The following is a 15,580-nucleotide window of genomic DNA, read 5'->3' as shown; positions in this document are numbered from 1 at the left end:
TCCCAAGCTCTCTCCTTGTCAGTGCATGGACTCCGCCACCCAAAGCCTTCACAATCTCCTTCGCGAACGGGTCGATCAACTCGTGGCCGACCACAACTACGACGAAGCCATCCACGCCGCCTCCGCCGCGGTCGAGAAGGCCCAACATTCGCTGACCAGCGACCCGGACAGCATCGATGCCTTCGTCGGCGCGCTGGAGCTGCGCGCGGAGCTGTTCCGCTCGCTGCAGCGGATGGACGAGGCGCGCGATGACTACAAGCAGGCGATCGACCAGCTCGACAACCGCGACGACCGCTCCCTGCAGATGGCCCGCCTGCACGCGACCTACGGGGCGCTGCAGGATGAAATGGGCCACCCGGAGCGCGCGGCGGAGCTGTGGAAGAAGGCGCTCGAGCTGTTCGAGGCGGCCGAGCCGCCGGCCCCCCTCGACGTGATCCTGATGGCGAACAACATCGCCTACGTGACCAAGGCGGACGGCAACTTCGACGATGCCGAGACCTATTTCCTGAAGGCCCTCGAGCTCTCGCACCAGACGCTGGGCTCCGACCACGAGGAAACGGCCACCGTTTCCAACAACCTCGGCGCGCTCTACCTTTCCTCGGGCTACTTCGAGCAAGCCCGCGAGATGCACATGATGGCGCTCGAGGCGCGCCGCAAGTCGCTGGGCGACGCCCATCCGGACACGGCGCAGTCCCACAACAATCTGGCCCTGGCCCTGTTGGAGACCGGCGATCGGTCATGGGCCCGCCGGCACTTCGAGAAGGCGATGGCCATCTACGAGGATCTCGGCCGCGCCTACCTGCCGGACCTGGAGGCGGTGTCCAGCAACTACTGCGCGTTCCTGCGTGAGGAGGGCGAGGAAAGCTCGGCCGAGCGGGTGGAAAGCCTGGTTCGGGACATCGCCACCCGCTGAGGAGCCGCTCAACTCCGCGGCAGATCGAATTTTTCCCCGACGATCCACCGGCGCGCCACCTCCGGATCGGAGGTCAGGCAGCCGTAGACGCGGTAGTTCGATTTCCGCAGCACGTTGGCGCGGGTCTCGGTCTCATCGACCACGCACCACGGCTCCGAGCCGGAGGAGTGGACGAAATGAAAGCCGTCCGGCCGGGTGACGAGAAAGCCGACGTGGGTGTCGAGTCCCACGATCCACACGCCGGCGGGCAGCGAGCGGATTTCCTTGGCGAAGTCCTCGTATTTCATGCCGACCCGCAGCGTCATCGCCGGCCGGCGGACGAAGGTGCGGAGGATCGATTGCGAGGGCTGGCGGGCGAGCTGGTAGCGATCGACTTGAAAGCCGGCGTCGCGCAGCACGGTGGCGACGAAGTAGCCGCAGGCGATGGGTGCCTCGCCGGGGCCCTCGGCGGTGCCGTTGAAGTCCCAGGGCGTGCCCAGCCAGCAGGTCATCAGGTCGGGCAGGATGCTGTCGAGAAACACCGAGGCCTCCTTCACGACCTCCCGGCGTGAGGCCTCGTCGCCCGCCGCGCGATAGCGCTTGGCCAGGTCCTTGCGCCAGCGCTCGGCCTCGGCCTTGGCGATCTCGTTGGCGCGGGGGTCGGGTCGATTCCGGCGATTGCCGATCTCGATCGCCGCCAGTCCGCGGCCGAACAGGGCTGAGATTTCCCCGCGAAACCTCCAGCCCGCCAGCGCCGCGCCGGCCAGCAGCGCGATCGACAGGATCCGGAAGGCGCGTTTCATGGGCTCAGTCGACGTGCGGGCGCACCGGGATGCCGCGGGCGGCGAAGTGCTCCTTGGCCTCGCCCACGGTGTGCGTGCCGAAGTGGAAAATGCTCGCCGCCAGCACCGCGTCGGCCTTGCCGCGCTCCAGCACCTCGACCATGTGATCGAGGTTGCCCGCGCCACCGCTGGCGATCACCGGGATGCCGACCGCCTCGGAAACGGCGGCCGTCAGCTCGCAATCGTAGCCGGCCTTGGTGCCGTCGCAGTCCATGCTGGTCAGCAGGATCTCGCCCGCGCCGCGGCGCCAGACTTCCTTCGCCCACTCGACCGCATCCCGCCCCACCGGCGTCCGTCCGCCATGGGTGTAGACGCCCCATTTTCCGGGGCCCTCGCGCTTGGCATCGATCGCCACCACCACGCACTGGCTGCCGAAAGCCTTGGCGCCGGCATCGACCAGCTCGGGCGTTTTCACCGCCGAGGTGTTGATGCCCACCTTGTCCGCGCCGGCCAGCAGCATCTCGCGCATGTTCTCCACCGTGCGGATGCCGCCGCCGACGGTCAACGGGATGAAACAATGCTCGGCCGTGCGGCGGACCACATCGACCATCGTCGCGCGATCGTCCGAGGAGGCCGTGATGTCCAGAAACACCAGCTCGTCGGCCTGCTGCTCATTGTAGGCCATGGCGCACTCGACCGGGTCACCGGCGTCGATCAGGTCCACGAAATTGACGCCCTTGACCACGCGGCCGTCGGTCACGTCCAGGCAGGGAATGATGCGTTTGGCGAGCACCCCGGCAGGGAAACCGCCACCCGCCCGCTTGTCCATCCCGCGAATCGCGCTAGAGGTGAAACGAACTCCCGCTTCCACAGCGCTCCCACTGTTAGCATGAAACGTCGCCTCGTCCTCTCCGCGCTCGCGCTCGCCGCGGGCGGTCTTTTTCCCTCCTGCGCCCCCACCTCCGCCGGCCCCGTAGCCGGCGGGCCGGTCAGCTACGACACGATGATCATCGAGCCGATCGAGGTCATCCTCTCGCCCGCGGCCGATCCCTTGGTCGCCGAGCAACTGGCGGCCGACTACCAGAACGCGCTGCGCACCGTCTTCGCCAAGCGCTACCGCCTCACCGGCACACCCGGCCCGACCACCGTCCACCTGCGGGCCCGGCTGAGCGACGGTTCCGGCGCCGTCCCCCGCACCTTCACCTCGCCGCGGGCCCAGCTTCAGGGGTCGCTCGGACCCGCCACCAGCGCGGTGTCCGCCGTGACCTTCCAAGGAGAAATCCTCTCGCCCCAGGGCCGCCCGCTCGCCCGCTTGGCGGGCTCATCGCTCGGCTCCTCCGGGAAAATCGAGCCCTCAACTCATTGGATGGTGCCCCGCAGCCTGGCCGAGGCCGACGCCTACGAACTCAACTCGAAGCTCGACTGAGCCCGGAACCCGGCGCTCCGAAACAAATTGGGCGCGGCCCGCTGCCGGACCGCGCCGCTGGGGGGGCTTGGGGGAGTCGGGGGAAACTTTTTTTCCACGCCATCAGGCCCGTTGCGCAGCTCTGTTAGGTAAATCGGGCCCCGGATGGCAAATAAAAACTACGAGGTATTACGTGCGAAACGTTTCGCAATTGCACGAAAATTCTACGCGGTGGCCTCGACAAATTTCGCATCGACATCGCGCTCGTGCAGCCAAAGGCCGGCGACAATCAGGCCGACGCCGAGCGTCAGCAGCCCGACCGGCACGTTGACCAGGCTCCAGAATGCCCACTTGGGGATGGTATAGACCGCTTGGGTGCCGGCGATCTGGCTGAAAGCCAGAATGCCGATCCGCCCGAGAATCAGGGCCACCGCGCCCCAGATCATGAGCGGCGCATTGATCGAGTGGTAGCGCTCCGCCAGGCGGATCGCGCCCATCGCCACCAGGCCGAGGCCGACCAAGCCCGCGGCATCAAGGAGAAAGGTCTGGTTCAGAAGGATGTCGAAAATGGCGGCGATCATGGACGGACGATGGTGAGTTGGACCGGCCGGCGGGCCGGCAGGGGGGACTTGGAAACCAGAAACAGTCCGAGGCCGAACAGCAGCCAGCCGAAGTTCATCGAAATCGTCTTCGTCACCTCCCAGGCCATCGTCGCCACCGGGTCGGCCCCCGGCATGTAGGGAAGCATGGCCGGCCGGATCAGCACGCCGGCCTCATACAGCGGCAGCAGCACGGAATAACCGAGAGCAAGCAACATCGCTCCAGCCATCAGGATGCGGGGGGGCCATCCAGTGACTTTTTTCGTCAAACGCCAGGAGATCAGCACGATCGAGATTCCCATCAACATGAGAAACACGGGACGCGCCGCCTCGAGCGAAGCCAGGGGGGAAAACTCCGACACAAAGGGCATGAAACACCCATGCCGTGCTCTAACTGCTTGAGCAACAATGTTTTAGCAAACGATGCCTGACTAACGCGATCGCGGTATATTCAGGCTTACTTAAGCACTGGAGGGTCGGATGCGACGGTTAAGGGAATTGCCTACGCGATCACGGGGGGAAGCCGGGCCATCAAGTCATCCGGACTACGAAAATACGCGAACATCTTTTTCCCGGAAAACGGAAGCGCGGACGGGCCTCCAGGACCGCCCGCGCTGGAAAATCCGGACCTCAGAAGGTGGCGGTGAGGCCGGTGAAGACGCCGAAGCCGGCGCCCTCGATGCGGGTACCGGAGAAGTTGCTCAACTCGTAGCGGCGATCGGCCAGGTTCTCGATCCGGCCGTGCAGCTCCAGCCAGTCGTTGACCTGGAAGCGGGTGAAGCAGCGCAACAGCAGGTACTGCTTCAACGGCAGCCCGCCGTAGGACCGCTCGCCGACGTAGGTGGCACCCACGCCGAGCTGCCAGCGATCGGTCGCCTGCCAGGAAAGCGAGGCGTTGGCGTGGTTCCGCGGCTGATCCTGGAGCGATTCATCAAGCCACGTCCAAGCGAGGCGGTAGGCCCAGCGACCGTCGCACCAATCCCCGGCGACGGCGGTTTCCAACCCGCGGGCCGGCGTGCTGCCCGGCAGGTTCACCGGCGGCGTCGGGAAGGACTGGATGCGGTCCTCGATCGAGTTCTCGAACCAGGTGAGCTCCACCCGGTGGCTGCCGGCGATCTGCTGCTCGACGCCGACATCCCAGCCGATGCCGGTCTGCGGCTTGAGATTGGGGTTTCCCGCACCCCAGGTGGTGCCGTAGAGGTCGAGCAGCGTCGGTGCGCGGTAGGAACGGCCGATGCCGCCGCGCAGCCGGGTGGTGTCGGTGATTTCCCAGGACCCGCCGGTCCGCCAGGTCCACTCGCTGCCGAAGGACTGGTCGTCCTCCAGCCGCACGACGGCGTCGAGCGAGACGGCATCGAGCGGCCGCCACAGCCAGCCGAGATAGCCGCCGGTGCGGTCGTTGGTGACATCGGTGCCCAGCGAGTTGCTGAAGTCCGTGCGCTCGTAGGAAACGCCGGCGAGCAGCCGGTGACCGGCCGCGATGTCGAGGGCGTGGTCGGTTTTCACCACCGTGCGGTCGAGGTCGGTGGCGTAGTTGCCGAAACTACTATCGTTGTCGTAGTTCTCGCGGTAGTGACCGGCCACGATGCTGGCTTCCCAGCCATCGACCGGCCGCAGGTCGGCGCGGAGGGTGCCCAGCTCGGAGTCGAGGTGGTCGATGTTGGTGCCGAAGTTCGGATACTCGAAGCGCGAGTCGACGCCGCGGAAGGTCACGCCGATGGTGGCCCGGTCGCTGAGCGTCCAGCTGGCGCGCAGGCTGGCGCGGGATTGGTCGAAGTCCTGCCCGATGGCGTCGTTGTGCGTCATCTCGTGGGCCAGGCTCGCGAACCAGGAGAAGCCATCCTTTTCCCCGCCGTGCGAAAGCGAGGACGCGAGATGGTCGAACGACCCTCCCTCGAGGAAAAACCGGCCGCGGGGACCGCCCTCGCCGCGCTCGGTTTCCAGCCAGATCACGCCGCCGACGGCCTCGCCGCCGTGGATGGCCGATTGCGCCCCGCGCAGGACCTCGATGCGCCCGAGATCATCGAGCCGTGCGGCCGAGAAGAAATTGCCGAGCGGCGCGGTGGCGTCGCTGAGGCGGATGCCATCGACGATCAACTGCGAGTCGGCCGTGGTGGTCCCGCGGATGAAGACCGAGCCGACCGCGCCGGTCTGGCCGGAAGTGGAGGTGGCGATCACGCCGGGCACCTCGTTGAGGGCGTCTCGGAGATCGAGGATGCCGCGCTGCTCCAGTTCCTGGGGATCGAGCACGGTGACGGCGGAGGAAACCTCCGAGGCTTCCGATTCCGTCCGCAGGGCGGAAACGACCAGCGGGTCGAGCGCGTCGGACGTCTCGTCCTCGGCGGCGTGAAGGGGAAGCGAGACAAGGCAGGCGAAGGCTCCGAAGCGGAGCCCGCCCCGACGGGCGAGGGCGCTCGCGTAGCGCGGCGCCGATGGGATGTGGGTCATTCTGTGGTAGTCCTGGGGCCCGTATTCCGCGGGCCGGTTGGGAAACGACCTTCAGGCTGGCGATCTGACTCCCCCGCCCGGAGGCGGAGTCACAGTGGCGGTACCGTTCCGGATTCGCACCGGATTCCCCATCGATTTCCTGCCCGTACCACGGGCTTCCCGAAGGTTGCCGCCGGCATTTCGCCGAAGGCAGCCGCAGCCTGCCTAACATGATCGCCCACGCAAAGGCAGAAAGACGTGCGCATCGCCACTCATCGTGTCAGCCTCGTCACCATGGGCTATAAACGCATCGCGACGACCACCACCGGCCATCAGTCGCTCGAGATCTGGAGCACCTGCGCGTCGTGCGAATTCCGCGTGGCCGGGGCGGTCCACGCCTGGTGGCACCGCGATCGTTTCCTCACCGGTCTGGCGTGGGACAACCTGGCCGCCGCCGCCCTGCTGCGGCCGGACGGGCCGCCGCGCTCCGTGCTGATGCTCGGCCTGGCCGGCGGCACCACCCCGCGCATCCTCCGCCAGCTGGTGCCGGAGGTGGAAATCACGGCCGTCGACCTCGATCCGGCCATCATCGAGCTCGCCCGCGAGCACATGCGGCTCGACGACACCGGGATGACGATCCACATCGCCGATGCCTACGAGTGGGCCGCCGGTTGCGGCCGGACCTTCGACGTGGTCATCGACGACTGCTACCTGGCCGGCGAGGACGACGTTTTCCGTCCCGAACGCCAGCCCGAGCGACTGATCGAGACCCTGCGGCCGCTCCTCGCGCCCGGCGGGCTGCTGCTGGCCAACCTGGTCACCGGCCCCGGCCACCGCCGCCTGCAGACTCGCATGCGCGCCGCCTTCCGCCGGGCTTTTCCCGAAGTCCGCTCGGTCACCACGCCCGACAGCCTCAATGAAACCTTGGCCGGCGGCGGGAAAGTGGCGACCGGCGCGGTGCTCGATCGCTGGACCGCGGATTTTCCGATGAAAAAAGACCGCGACTTCTGGCGTCGTATCGGAGTTCGACTTCTCTGAGCCCATTGGCACGGCCGGGCTCGACCCGATCCCGCCTGACCGATCCCATGACTCCCAAGCCAATCTTCATTCATCTCGGATGGGCCGTCGCCGCCGGCGCCGCCTTCTTCATCGGCTCGAAAGCCGGCTCGCCCTCGGCCGAGGAAATCGCCGCGGCCCAGGCCGCCGCCGGGGGCAAAGCGACCACCCGCGGCAGTGCCTCCTTCGAGGCCGGCGCGCGCGCTGCCAAGTCCGGCGAGCGCGGCGACGACGCCAGCCGGGAAGGCACGCTCGGTCGGCTGTTCGGCGGCTACACGCTGGATGCGGCCGGCATTTCGGCCGTGGCCGACCAAGCGCTGCGCAGCCCGAACCCGATCACCCGCCGGCTGGCCTTTGCCCACCTGCTGGAAAACATGACCGCCGACAATGCAATGGAGGTCCGCGAGGCACTTGTGACCCTCGGAGCCGGAGGCGACGAGTGGCGGGACTTCAACTACGCCTTCGGGGCGCTGGCCGGGAAGGATGCCTTCGATTTCGCCACGACCAGTCCGGAGACCGATCTCGGAGCCGCGTTTTCCGGCTGGGCCTCGGCCCACCCGAACGACGCCATCGCCATGCTCGACAACCTGCCGCCGGAACTCGCCAACCAACGCGGCCAACTCGAACGCGATCTCATTTCCGGCCTGGCCGACCACGACCTGCAGCTCGCCACCGACACCGCCCTGCGACTCGCCGGCGACGACCCGCGGCAGGCCGGCCGGCTGATGTGGGAGGTGGCCAACGAGGCGATCCGCTCGGGCGGCCCGGAAACGGCTTCGCGCTGGGTCGACTCGCTGCCCGACGGCCCGCAGAAGGGCGCCGCCATGCGCCGCGTGACGGACAGCTACGTGCGCGAGGATCCCACCGCCGCCGCGGCCTGGGTGGAGCAGTTCGCCGGGCAGGATTTCGCCGTTTCGGCCATCGCCGAGGTCGGCGACGAGTGGGCCGAGCGCGCTCCCGCCGAGGCCGTGGACTGGATCGAGAGCCTGCCCGCCGGCAACGCCAAGAACGCCGGCTACGCCGAGGCTTTCGGCAACTGGGAGGACCGCAACCCCGAGGCCGCCACCCAGCACCTCGCCGGCATGAGCCCGGGCCCCGAGCGCGATGCGGCCATCGCCGGGTTTTCCCGCGGCTACGCCTGGAACGACCCGCAGACCGCGATCGCCTGGGCCGCCGACATTTCCGATCCCGGCATGCGCGAGCGCTCGCTGGTCCGCGCCGGCCAGGCCTACCTCCGCCGCGATCCCCAGGAAGCGATCAACTGGCTGCAGGACAGCGGCCTCTCCGCCAACGCCCAGCTGGAGGTCATGCGCGGCGCCGGTGGCGGCCGGTGGCGCCGCTGAGCGCGGAAACGGCCGCCTTTTCCGGCATTTCGGGGCGCGTTGACATCGGCCGGCGCCCTGACCACTCTCCGCCCCATGGACACGCTCAAGATTCTCCTCGGCGCCACGCTCGCGCTCATCCTCGGCGCGCTGATCGCCTGGGTCGGCAAGATGAACACGGGCATGAACGAAGCGTCGAAGGACGACGTCGCCCGCATGCGGCAGACGATCGCCGAGATGGAAAAGGAAATCCAGCGCCTGCACGACGAAAAGGAACTCCGCTCGCTCAAGCAGGCCGCCGAGGAGCCGTCCGGCACCGACCTGGTGACCCGCGAGGAGGCCGAGCAGAGCACCGAGGAACTCGAAGCCCGGCTCAAGCTGCTGGAAGAGGAAAAGGCCGAAGCCGAGCTGAACGCCAAGCGCGCCGATGACGAGGCCCAGTTCCTGACCGGCCGCGAGGCCGAGAGCCGCGACAAGTCCGCCCGCCGCGCCCGCGTGATCAATGACGCCATGCTCATCGCCCGCGTCGCCCAGTGGCAGGAGGATCCGAACTTCGGCGACTTCGCCGTGCTGCAGGTCGTTTCCCCGGAAAACGTCCAGACCGGCTCCGTGCTGGCCATCCGGCGAAATGGCGGCGTGCTCGGCAAGCTCCGCGTCGGCGAGATCACCATCGACGGCGCCATCGCCAACCCCGTCACCCAATTTGGCGAAATCAAGCCCGAGCCCGGCGACGAACTCATTCTTGACGAGGTCGTCCAGCTCGCCAATTGACCCGCGCCATGTCCACCACCGTCGGTCTCATCTCGCTCGGCTGCGCCAAGAACCTCATCGACTCCGAAGTCATGATGGGCCACCTGGCGGAAGCCGGCATGGCCCTCACGCCGGACGCCGAACTGGCCGACGTGCTCATCGTCAACACCTGCTCGTTCATCGACATGGCGAAGCAGGAGTCGATCGATGCCATCTTCGGCGCCGCCAACGCCCGCACCGAGGACCCGGACCGCGCCAAGCAGAAGATCATCGTCGCCGGCTGCCTGTCCCAACGCTTCGCGAAAGAACTGCCCGGCATCATGCCCGAGGTGGACGCCTTCATCGGCCTCGACCAGATCACCAAGGTCGCCCCCATCATCGAAGGCCTCGTTGGGAAAAAGCCCGCTCCGCCGAAGGACGCGGGCGTCGCCACCGACGACGAGCGCGATTTCGTCACGCTCAAGCCGAAGTACGTCCCCGACTACAACACCCCGCGCTGGCGCCTCACGCCCGACCACTCCGCCTACGTCAAGATCGCCGAAGGCTGCAACCACACCTGCACCTTCTGCATCATCCCGAAAATCCGCGGCATGCACCGCTCGCGGACCCAGGAAAGCGTCGTCCGCGAAGTGAAGGACCTCGTCGCCGCCGGCGTGAAGGAAATCAACCTCATCTCCCAGGACACCACCTACTTCGGCATGGACAAGTGGGAGGGCCAGCGGCCGAACCCGAACTCGCCCGTCGATTCGACCCGCGGCGAGTCGCTCGCCACGCTGCTGCGCGAGCTGAATGAAATCGAAGGCGATTTCTGGATCCGCCTGCTCTACACCCACCCCGCCCACTGGTCCGACGAACTCATCCAGACCATCGCCGAGTGCGACAAGGTCGCCAAATACGTCGACATCCCGCTCCAGCACATCTCCGACCGCATGCTCACGGTCATGAAGCGGAAGACCAACGGCGATTACATCCGCGACCTGCTCCGCCGCATGCGCGCCGGCATCCCCGGCCTCGGCATTCGTACGACTTTCATCGTAGGTTTCCCCGGAGAAACCGAAGAAGACTTCGAGGAGCTGCTTGAGTTCATCCGCGAGTTCCGCTTCGAGCGCGCCGGGGTTTTCCAATACTCCAAGGAAGAAGGCACGCCGGCCTACAAGATGACCGGCCAGATCCATCACATGACCCGCAAAAGCCGCTGGTCCCGCGCCATGGCCGAGCTTCAGAAGATCGCCGCCGAACTCAACCAGGAACAAGTCGGCAAGTCCGTCCGCGTCCTCGTCGAGCAACCCGGCGTCGGCCGCACCCAGTGGGACGCCCCGGAAATCGACGGCTCCGTCCACGTCGACGAGTCCGTCCCCGTCGGCGAATTCGCCGAAGTGACCATCCACGACTGGCGCGGCTACGACCTGGTCGCGGCGAGGTGAACGGCTCAAACCACCCGGCTCGCGGGAGAACCGCGGGCCTTCAGGCCCGCCGGGTGGCTTGACCGGGAATCCCATCAGCCCGCCACGCGCACCCTCTCCGCCAACCGCTCGAGGTTTTTCACCGCGGTCACCCGCACGGCTTCCATCAGTCCGGAAAACAGGGCGTAGGCCTCGTTCTTGAACTCCACCAGCGGATCCTTCTGGCCCTGCGCGCGCAGGAAAACGCCCTCGCGCAGGTCGTCCATGTCATCGAGGTGGTTCTGCCAATGCCAGTCGATCGCCCGCAGCACGGCCTCGCGTTCCAGCGGGGCCAGCATTTCCGGCGGCACGCCGGCGACTCGATCCTCATGCTGCGTTTCCCGTAGCTCGTCGCGGATCACCTGCCGGATGTCCTCTGCGTGCAGCACTTCGTTTCGCTGGTCGTAAACGATGCCGCGCTGGAGGTTCATCACGTCGTCGAAATCGAGGACCCGCTTGCGGATCTTGTAGCCGTGCTGCTCGACACGCTGCTGCGCCTCCTCGATCAGCTTGCCGAGCCAGCCGCCGCGCAGCGTGCTGGCCCGCGCGGCGGACTGCTCGATCATCGCCGCCATCTGGTCGGGCGCGGCGTGATGGCGCATCAGGTCGTCCTCGAGCGAGAGGAAAAAACGCGCCCGCCCCGGGTCGCCCTGCCGCGAGCAACGACCGCGCAGCTGGCGGTCGATGCGGCGCGAGGTCGCGCGCTCGGTGCCGATCACGAACAGCCCGCCCAGCTCGGCCACGCCGGGGCCGAGTTTGATGTCGGTGCCGCGGCCGGCCATGTTGGTGGAGACGGTCACCGCGCCGCGCTCGCCGGCCCTCGCGACGATCGCCGCCTCCTCCTCGTGGTTCTTCGCGTTGAGCACCGTGTGCGGAATCTTCGCCCGTTTCAGCAGCCGTGCGAGCGTCTCGGACGACTCGACGGAGGCCGTCCCGACCAGCACCGGCTGGCCGGTTTCCCGCGCGCGGCGGATGCGCTCGACCACCGCCCGGAATTTCTCGTCGCGGGTCCGGTAAACGCTGTCGTTTTCATCGACCCGGAGGTTCGGCCGGTGGGTCGGGATGGGCAGCACGTCGAGCTGATAGATGTCGTGAAACTCCGCGGCCTCCGTTTCGGCGGTGCCGGTCATCCCGGCCAGCTTGTCGTAGAGGCGGAAGTAGTTCTGGATCGTGATCGACGCGCAGGTGCGGTTCTCGCTTTCGATCTTCACGCCCTCCTTCGCCTCGACCGCCTGGTGCAGGCCGTCCGACCACCGCCGGCCCGGCATTTCGCGGCCGGTGCTCTCGTCGATGATCGTCACCTTGCCGTCGCGGACCACGTAATGAACGTCGCGCTCGTGCAGGCACCAGGCCTTCAAAAGCTGCGAAATCGCATGCACCTCGCGCGCCCGCTCGCCGAAGCTCCGTCGCGCGTCCTCGCCGGCCTCCAAGTCCAGCTCCGGCAGCGTGAAGGCGTCGGGGTCCTTGGGCGAGAGGAACACGCGGCCCATTTCCGAGAGGTCGGCGTCGCGGTCCTTTTCGTTGATGGAAAAATACAGCTCCTCCTTGAGGTGGACGAGCGTCTTGCCGAAGCGCCCGCGCTGGTAGGTCGTCTCGACCTTGTCGACCAGCCGTCGCAGCTCCGGCTGCTCCATCATCCGCAGGAACTGGCGGTGACGCGGTTGGCCGAGCTTCAACTTCAGCAACGCGAGCCCGGCCGCCGCCGTGTCGCCGGCCTCGAGCTGCCGTTTCGCCTCGGCGGCGAAGCCGTTGCACAGCTCGGTCTGCTTGCGGACCAGTCGCGCGACCGCGGGCTTGTTGCGGACGAAGGGATCGGACTCGTCGTTTCCCGGCATGGTGATGATCAGCGGCGTGCGCGCCTCGTCGATCAGGATCGAGTCGATCTCGTCGATGATCGCGAAGTAGTGCCCGCGCTGGACCTGCTGTTCGGCGGTGCGGGCGATGCCGTTGTCGCGCAGGTAGTCGAAGCCGAACTCCGAGTTCGTGCCGTAGGTGATGTCGCACTGGTACTGCGCACGGCGTACTTCCGGCGGCTGGTCGTGCTGCAGGCAGCCGACGCTCAGTCCGAGGAAACGGAACAACTCGCCCATCCACTCCGAGTCGCGGCGGGCGAGGTAGTCGTTCACCGTCACCACGTGGACGCCGAGCCCGGTCAGCGCGTTGAGAAAAACGGGCAGCGTGGCGACCAGCGTCTTGCCCTCGCCGGTCTGCATTTCCGCGATCAGACCGCGGTGGATGGCGATCCCGCCGATGAGCTGGACGTCGAAATGCACCATCTCCCAGGTCATCGATTGTCCGCCGACGTCGATCTGGCGCCCCGACATCCGGCGGGCTGCGTTTTTCACCACCGCGTAGGCCTCGGGCAGGATCTGCTCGAGATAGCGCGCGCGGGTGGCGTCATCGGTGATGCCGGACAGGTGCTCGCGCCAGCCGGCGGTCAGCTCGTGAAGCTTCGACTCGGGCGCGGTCTGGAGCTTTTCCTCGCAACGGTTGATTTTCGAAACGACAGGCCGGATCCGAGCCAGCTCGCGCTCGTTTTTTCCGGCGAAGACGGGAAGGAGTTTCGCGATCATGGCTGCCGAAAGGTGAGAGTTTGAGGAGAAGTCCGGCCACGGAGTGGTGGCACGGAGGTGGAATCAATAGGAGAAATCATGATAAGTCGGAATGATGGTGGACCTCCGGCATCACAAGCAGCCGGAGAAAGATGAATGGGAAACCCGACGGCGAAGCTGCCGGGGAAACGCTCTTCAGGAGGCGACGCAAGGCTTCCGAAAACGGGCGGAAGCCGGTTCCCACTTCATTCCAGGGGTGGCGCGCGGCTCCCCAGTTCGCTGGTCCGCACGCGGATTGCCGGGATCTCCGACTGATCGATCCAGGCGAGCCGGACCCATGACAGCTCAACCCGGTGATACCCGGTGGTGGGCAGATCGCGAACGACCAAGGGCCGCGTCGGAAGATGGCCTTGGACGCCGCCGCCGTCCCCGGACTGGGTCAACCCGGCTTCGTTCGGGCACCCGGAGGTGCCGGTTTCCGGCCGACCCTGGGCGATCGCCGTCCAGCCCACGCACACCAGCAGCACCACGATCCAGGGGACCATGGCAACGCGTGCCTGCGGGGATTCGGAAGGCCTCATCGGAAGGAGTCGGGCGACCGGCTGGAAATTAACCCTCCGGGATCGACGCTAGGGTCGTGGCAAAGGGGCGATTGTCAAACCCAGCCGTGACCCTCATTTTCCACGCGAAACTCCCGTCCTTGGCGTCGCCCAGCACAGGAGCTACCGATGGCCTTCATGGAACTGACGCATCCCTTCCGCCTCGACGGCCAGGTCGCCTGGGTCACCGGCTCCAGCCGCGGCCTCGGAAAAACCATCGCCCGCCACCTCGCCGCGGCCGGTGCCCGCACGGTGGTGAACAGCTTCAGCTCCCGCGAACGGGGGCAGGCGGTCGTCGATAGCATCCAGGCCGCCGGTGCCGAGGCGATGCTGGTCCATGGCGACGCCTGCGACGAGCAGGCGATCGACCGCATGGCCGGGGAAATCGAGGACTGCTTCGGTCCGGTCGGGATCCTGGTGGTCAACGCCACGCCCTTCCAGCCGATGAAGGCGCTGGAGGACTACGAGTGGTCCGAGCACCAGTCCATGCTCGAGGCCTTCGTGAAGAGCCCCTTTCTCCTCGCCAAACGACTGCTGCCCGCCATGAAGGCGCGCCGCGAGGGACGGATCATCAACCTCACCAGCGAGGTCTTCCACCAGGGCATGCCGGGGTTTTCCGCCTACGTCGCGGCCAAGGGCGGCCAGATCGGCTGGAGCCGCGCGATGGCCAGCGAGCTCGCCCCGCACGGAATTACGGTAAACACCGTAGCTCCGAGCTGGATCCCGGTCGAGCGGCACGAGGACGTTCCGCCGGAAGTCCGCGAGCCCTACCTCCGCTCGATCCCGCTCGGCCGCTGGGGCACGCCGGAGGACATTGCCCACGCCGTCACGTTTTTCGCCTCGCGCGGGGCCTCGTTCCTCACCGGGCAGACCTTGGTCGTGAACGGTGGTCGCACGCTGTGGTGAACCCGCGGAGGGGCGGCTCGCTGAAAGGCCGGCCGTTGGGGCGACGTTTCCTTTCCGTCTACGCTCCGCCACCCATGACCTTCCTGCGCCTGTCCGCCCTGCTGCTGTTCTCCGCCTTTTCCCTGTGCGCCCACGCCGACCCGCTGGTGGTGGATTTCCTGAAAGTCCTGCCCCCGCCGCCGGCCGATGACTCGCCCGCCGGCATGGCCGACCTCGACACGGTCCTCGGCGTCCAGCTCGGCCGCACCGAAGCGCAGGTCAAGGAGGCCCACCGCGTCGAGCGCCAGTCGCCGACCTCCTTCGCCCGCCCGGTTTTCGGCGAGTGGTTTCATTCGCGGGACTTTCCGAAGACGCTGGAGGCCATCCACCGCATCGAGCGCCGCGCCGGCCCGGTCTGTGATGCCGCCAAGGCTCACTGGGACCGCGCCCGGCCTTACGAGCGGGATGCCGGCGTCGAGCCCGTGGTCAGCCATCCCGGCAACGCCTCCTATCCCAGCGGTCACTCTTTCGGTGCCGCCATGTGGGGCTTCATCTTCAGCAAGGCGTTTCCCGACAAAGCCGAGGCCTTCCAGCGCGAGGTCCACAAGGCCATGTGGGGCCGGGTGCTCGGCGGCGCGCACTATCCCTCCGACACCGAAGCCGGCCTGCTGCTCGCCCAGGCCGTCGGCCGGGAGCTCGCCAAGGACTCCGAGTTCGACCAGGCGATCCGGCAGATCCGCCGCGAGGTGGGGCCTCATTTGAAAAAGCAGGCACGCAAGCCCGCGCATCCCTGAGCCTCAACAGAGGATTCACGCGCAGCAAATCGGCTGGAGTTTCGCCGCCCGCTCCGTAGTGTTCAAGCGGACACC

General features: G+C 67.2%; 15 protein-coding genes and 1 riboswitch. Of the genes, 8 read left to right on the top strand and 7 right to left on the bottom strand.

Features of this window, described 5'->3' with window-relative positions; all coding sequences use genetic code 11:
* Positions 1 to 25: 25 nt before the first annotated feature.
* Positions 26 to 913 carry a tetratricopeptide repeat protein gene (locus ABXH26_RS16890; RefSeq protein WP_353568272.1) on the top strand — a complete coding sequence of 296 codons (888 nt, stop codon included), beginning with the start codon at positions 26 to 28 and terminating at the stop codon, positions 911 to 913.
* 8 nt (positions 914 to 921) lie between these two features.
* Here ABXH26_RS16890 and ABXH26_RS16885 read toward each other — a convergent pair whose 3' ends face one another.
* Positions 922 to 1,695 carry a hypothetical protein gene (locus ABXH26_RS16885; protein ID WP_353568271.1) on the bottom strand — a complete coding sequence of 258 codons (774 nt, stop codon included), beginning with the start codon at positions 1,693 to 1,695 and terminating at the stop codon, positions 922 to 924.
* Between the two features lie 4 nt (positions 1,696 to 1,699).
* The gene (hisF, locus tag ABXH26_RS16880) at positions 1,700 to 2,467 is read right to left on the bottom strand and encodes an imidazole glycerol phosphate synthase subunit HisF (protein ID WP_353568304.1); all 768 of its coding nucleotides are present in this window, start codon (positions 2,465 to 2,467) and stop codon (positions 1,700 to 1,702) included.
* A gap of 96 nt (positions 2,468 to 2,563) precedes the next feature.
* Here hisF and ABXH26_RS16875 point away from each other — a divergent pair, with 96 nt between their 5' ends.
* Positions 2,564 to 3,100 carry a DUF3313 family protein gene (locus ABXH26_RS16875; RefSeq protein WP_353568270.1) on the top strand — a complete coding sequence of 179 codons (537 nt, stop codon included), beginning with the start codon at positions 2,564 to 2,566 and terminating at the stop codon, positions 3,098 to 3,100.
* A gap of 203 nt (positions 3,101 to 3,303) precedes the next feature.
* Here ABXH26_RS16875 and ABXH26_RS16870 read toward each other — a convergent pair whose 3' ends face one another.
* The 3 genes from ABXH26_RS16870 to ABXH26_RS16860 form a co-directional block, all read right to left on the bottom strand.
* On the bottom strand, positions 3,304 to 3,660 hold the full coding sequence (locus ABXH26_RS16870; RefSeq protein ID WP_353568269.1) for a hypothetical protein: 357 nt from the start codon (positions 3,658 to 3,660) through the stop codon (positions 3,304 to 3,306).
* Positions 3,657 to 4,049, bottom strand: a complete 393-nt coding sequence (locus tag ABXH26_RS16865; RefSeq protein ID WP_353568268.1) for a hypothetical protein — start codon at positions 4,047 to 4,049, stop codon at positions 3,657 to 3,659. Before ABXH26_RS16865 ends, ABXH26_RS16870 begins: the two co-directional genes overlap by 4 nt.
* Before the next feature lie 259 nt (positions 4,050 to 4,308).
* Positions 4,309 to 6,126 (bottom strand): TonB-dependent receptor plug domain-containing protein, encoded by a 1,818-nt coding sequence (locus tag ABXH26_RS16860; protein WP_353568267.1) that lies wholly within the window; start codon positions 6,124 to 6,126, stop codon positions 4,309 to 4,311.
* A gap of 37 nt (positions 6,127 to 6,163) precedes the next feature.
* A riboswitch (cobalamin riboswitch) is annotated at positions 6,164 to 6,304 on the bottom strand.
* A 59-nt stretch (positions 6,305 to 6,363) separates the two neighbouring features.
* Here ABXH26_RS16860 and ABXH26_RS16855 point away from each other — a divergent pair.
* From ABXH26_RS16855 to rimO, 4 genes are all read left to right on the top strand, one after another.
* A complete protein-coding gene (locus ABXH26_RS16855; RefSeq protein ID WP_353568266.1) occupies positions 6,364 to 7,143 on the top strand; it encodes a spermidine synthase in 780 nt (259 codons plus the stop codon).
* Positions 7,144 to 7,190: 47 nt separating this feature from the next.
* Positions 7,191 to 8,504: a hypothetical protein gene (locus tag ABXH26_RS16850; RefSeq protein WP_353568265.1), complete on the top strand. Its 1,314-nt coding sequence runs from the start codon at positions 7,191 to 7,193 to the stop codon at positions 8,502 to 8,504.
* 75 nt (positions 8,505 to 8,579) lie between these two features.
* On the top strand, positions 8,580 to 9,254 hold the full coding sequence (locus ABXH26_RS16845; protein WP_353568264.1) for a hypothetical protein: 675 nt from the start codon (positions 8,580 to 8,582) through the stop codon (positions 9,252 to 9,254).
* A gap of 8 nt (positions 9,255 to 9,262) precedes the next feature.
* Positions 9,263 to 10,657 carry a 30S ribosomal protein S12 methylthiotransferase RimO gene (rimO, locus tag ABXH26_RS16840; RefSeq protein WP_353568263.1) on the top strand — a complete coding sequence of 465 codons (1,395 nt, stop codon included), beginning with the start codon at positions 9,263 to 9,265 and terminating at the stop codon, positions 10,655 to 10,657.
* Positions 10,658 to 10,731: 74 nt separating this feature from the next.
* On the opposite strand, the gene secA is transcribed toward rimO, so the two are convergent.
* Together secA and ABXH26_RS16830 are read right to left on the bottom strand one after the other, a co-directional pair.
* Positions 10,732 to 13,248, bottom strand: coding sequence for a preprotein translocase subunit SecA (gene secA, locus ABXH26_RS16835; RefSeq protein ID WP_353568262.1), 2,517 nt, complete (start codon positions 13,246 to 13,248; stop codon positions 10,732 to 10,734).
* Between the two features lie 224 nt (positions 13,249 to 13,472).
* Complete coding sequence (locus ABXH26_RS16830; RefSeq protein WP_353568261.1) at positions 13,473 to 13,772, bottom strand: hypothetical protein; 300 nt, start codon at positions 13,770 to 13,772, stop codon at positions 13,473 to 13,475.
* 192 nt (positions 13,773 to 13,964) lie between these two features.
* Between ABXH26_RS16830 and ABXH26_RS16825 the strand changes: the two genes are divergently transcribed.
* The gene (locus ABXH26_RS16825) at positions 13,965 to 14,732 is read left to right on the top strand and encodes an SDR family NAD(P)-dependent oxidoreductase (protein ID WP_353568260.1); all 768 of its coding nucleotides are present in this window, start codon (positions 13,965 to 13,967) and stop codon (positions 14,730 to 14,732) included.
* 74 nt (positions 14,733 to 14,806) lie between these two features.
* The gene (locus tag ABXH26_RS16820; protein ID WP_353568259.1) at positions 14,807 to 15,505 is read left to right on the top strand and encodes a phosphatase PAP2 family protein; all 699 of its coding nucleotides are present in this window, start codon (positions 14,807 to 14,809) and stop codon (positions 15,503 to 15,505) included.
* Positions 15,506 to 15,580 lie beyond the last annotated feature (75 nt).

The sequence above is a fragment of the Haloferula sargassicola genome, from assembly GCF_040362925.1.
Lineage (GTDB): Bacteria > Verrucomicrobiota > Verrucomicrobiia > Verrucomicrobiales > Akkermansiaceae > Haloferula > Haloferula sargassicola.
This window is presented reverse-complemented; position numbering and strand designations above follow the sequence as displayed.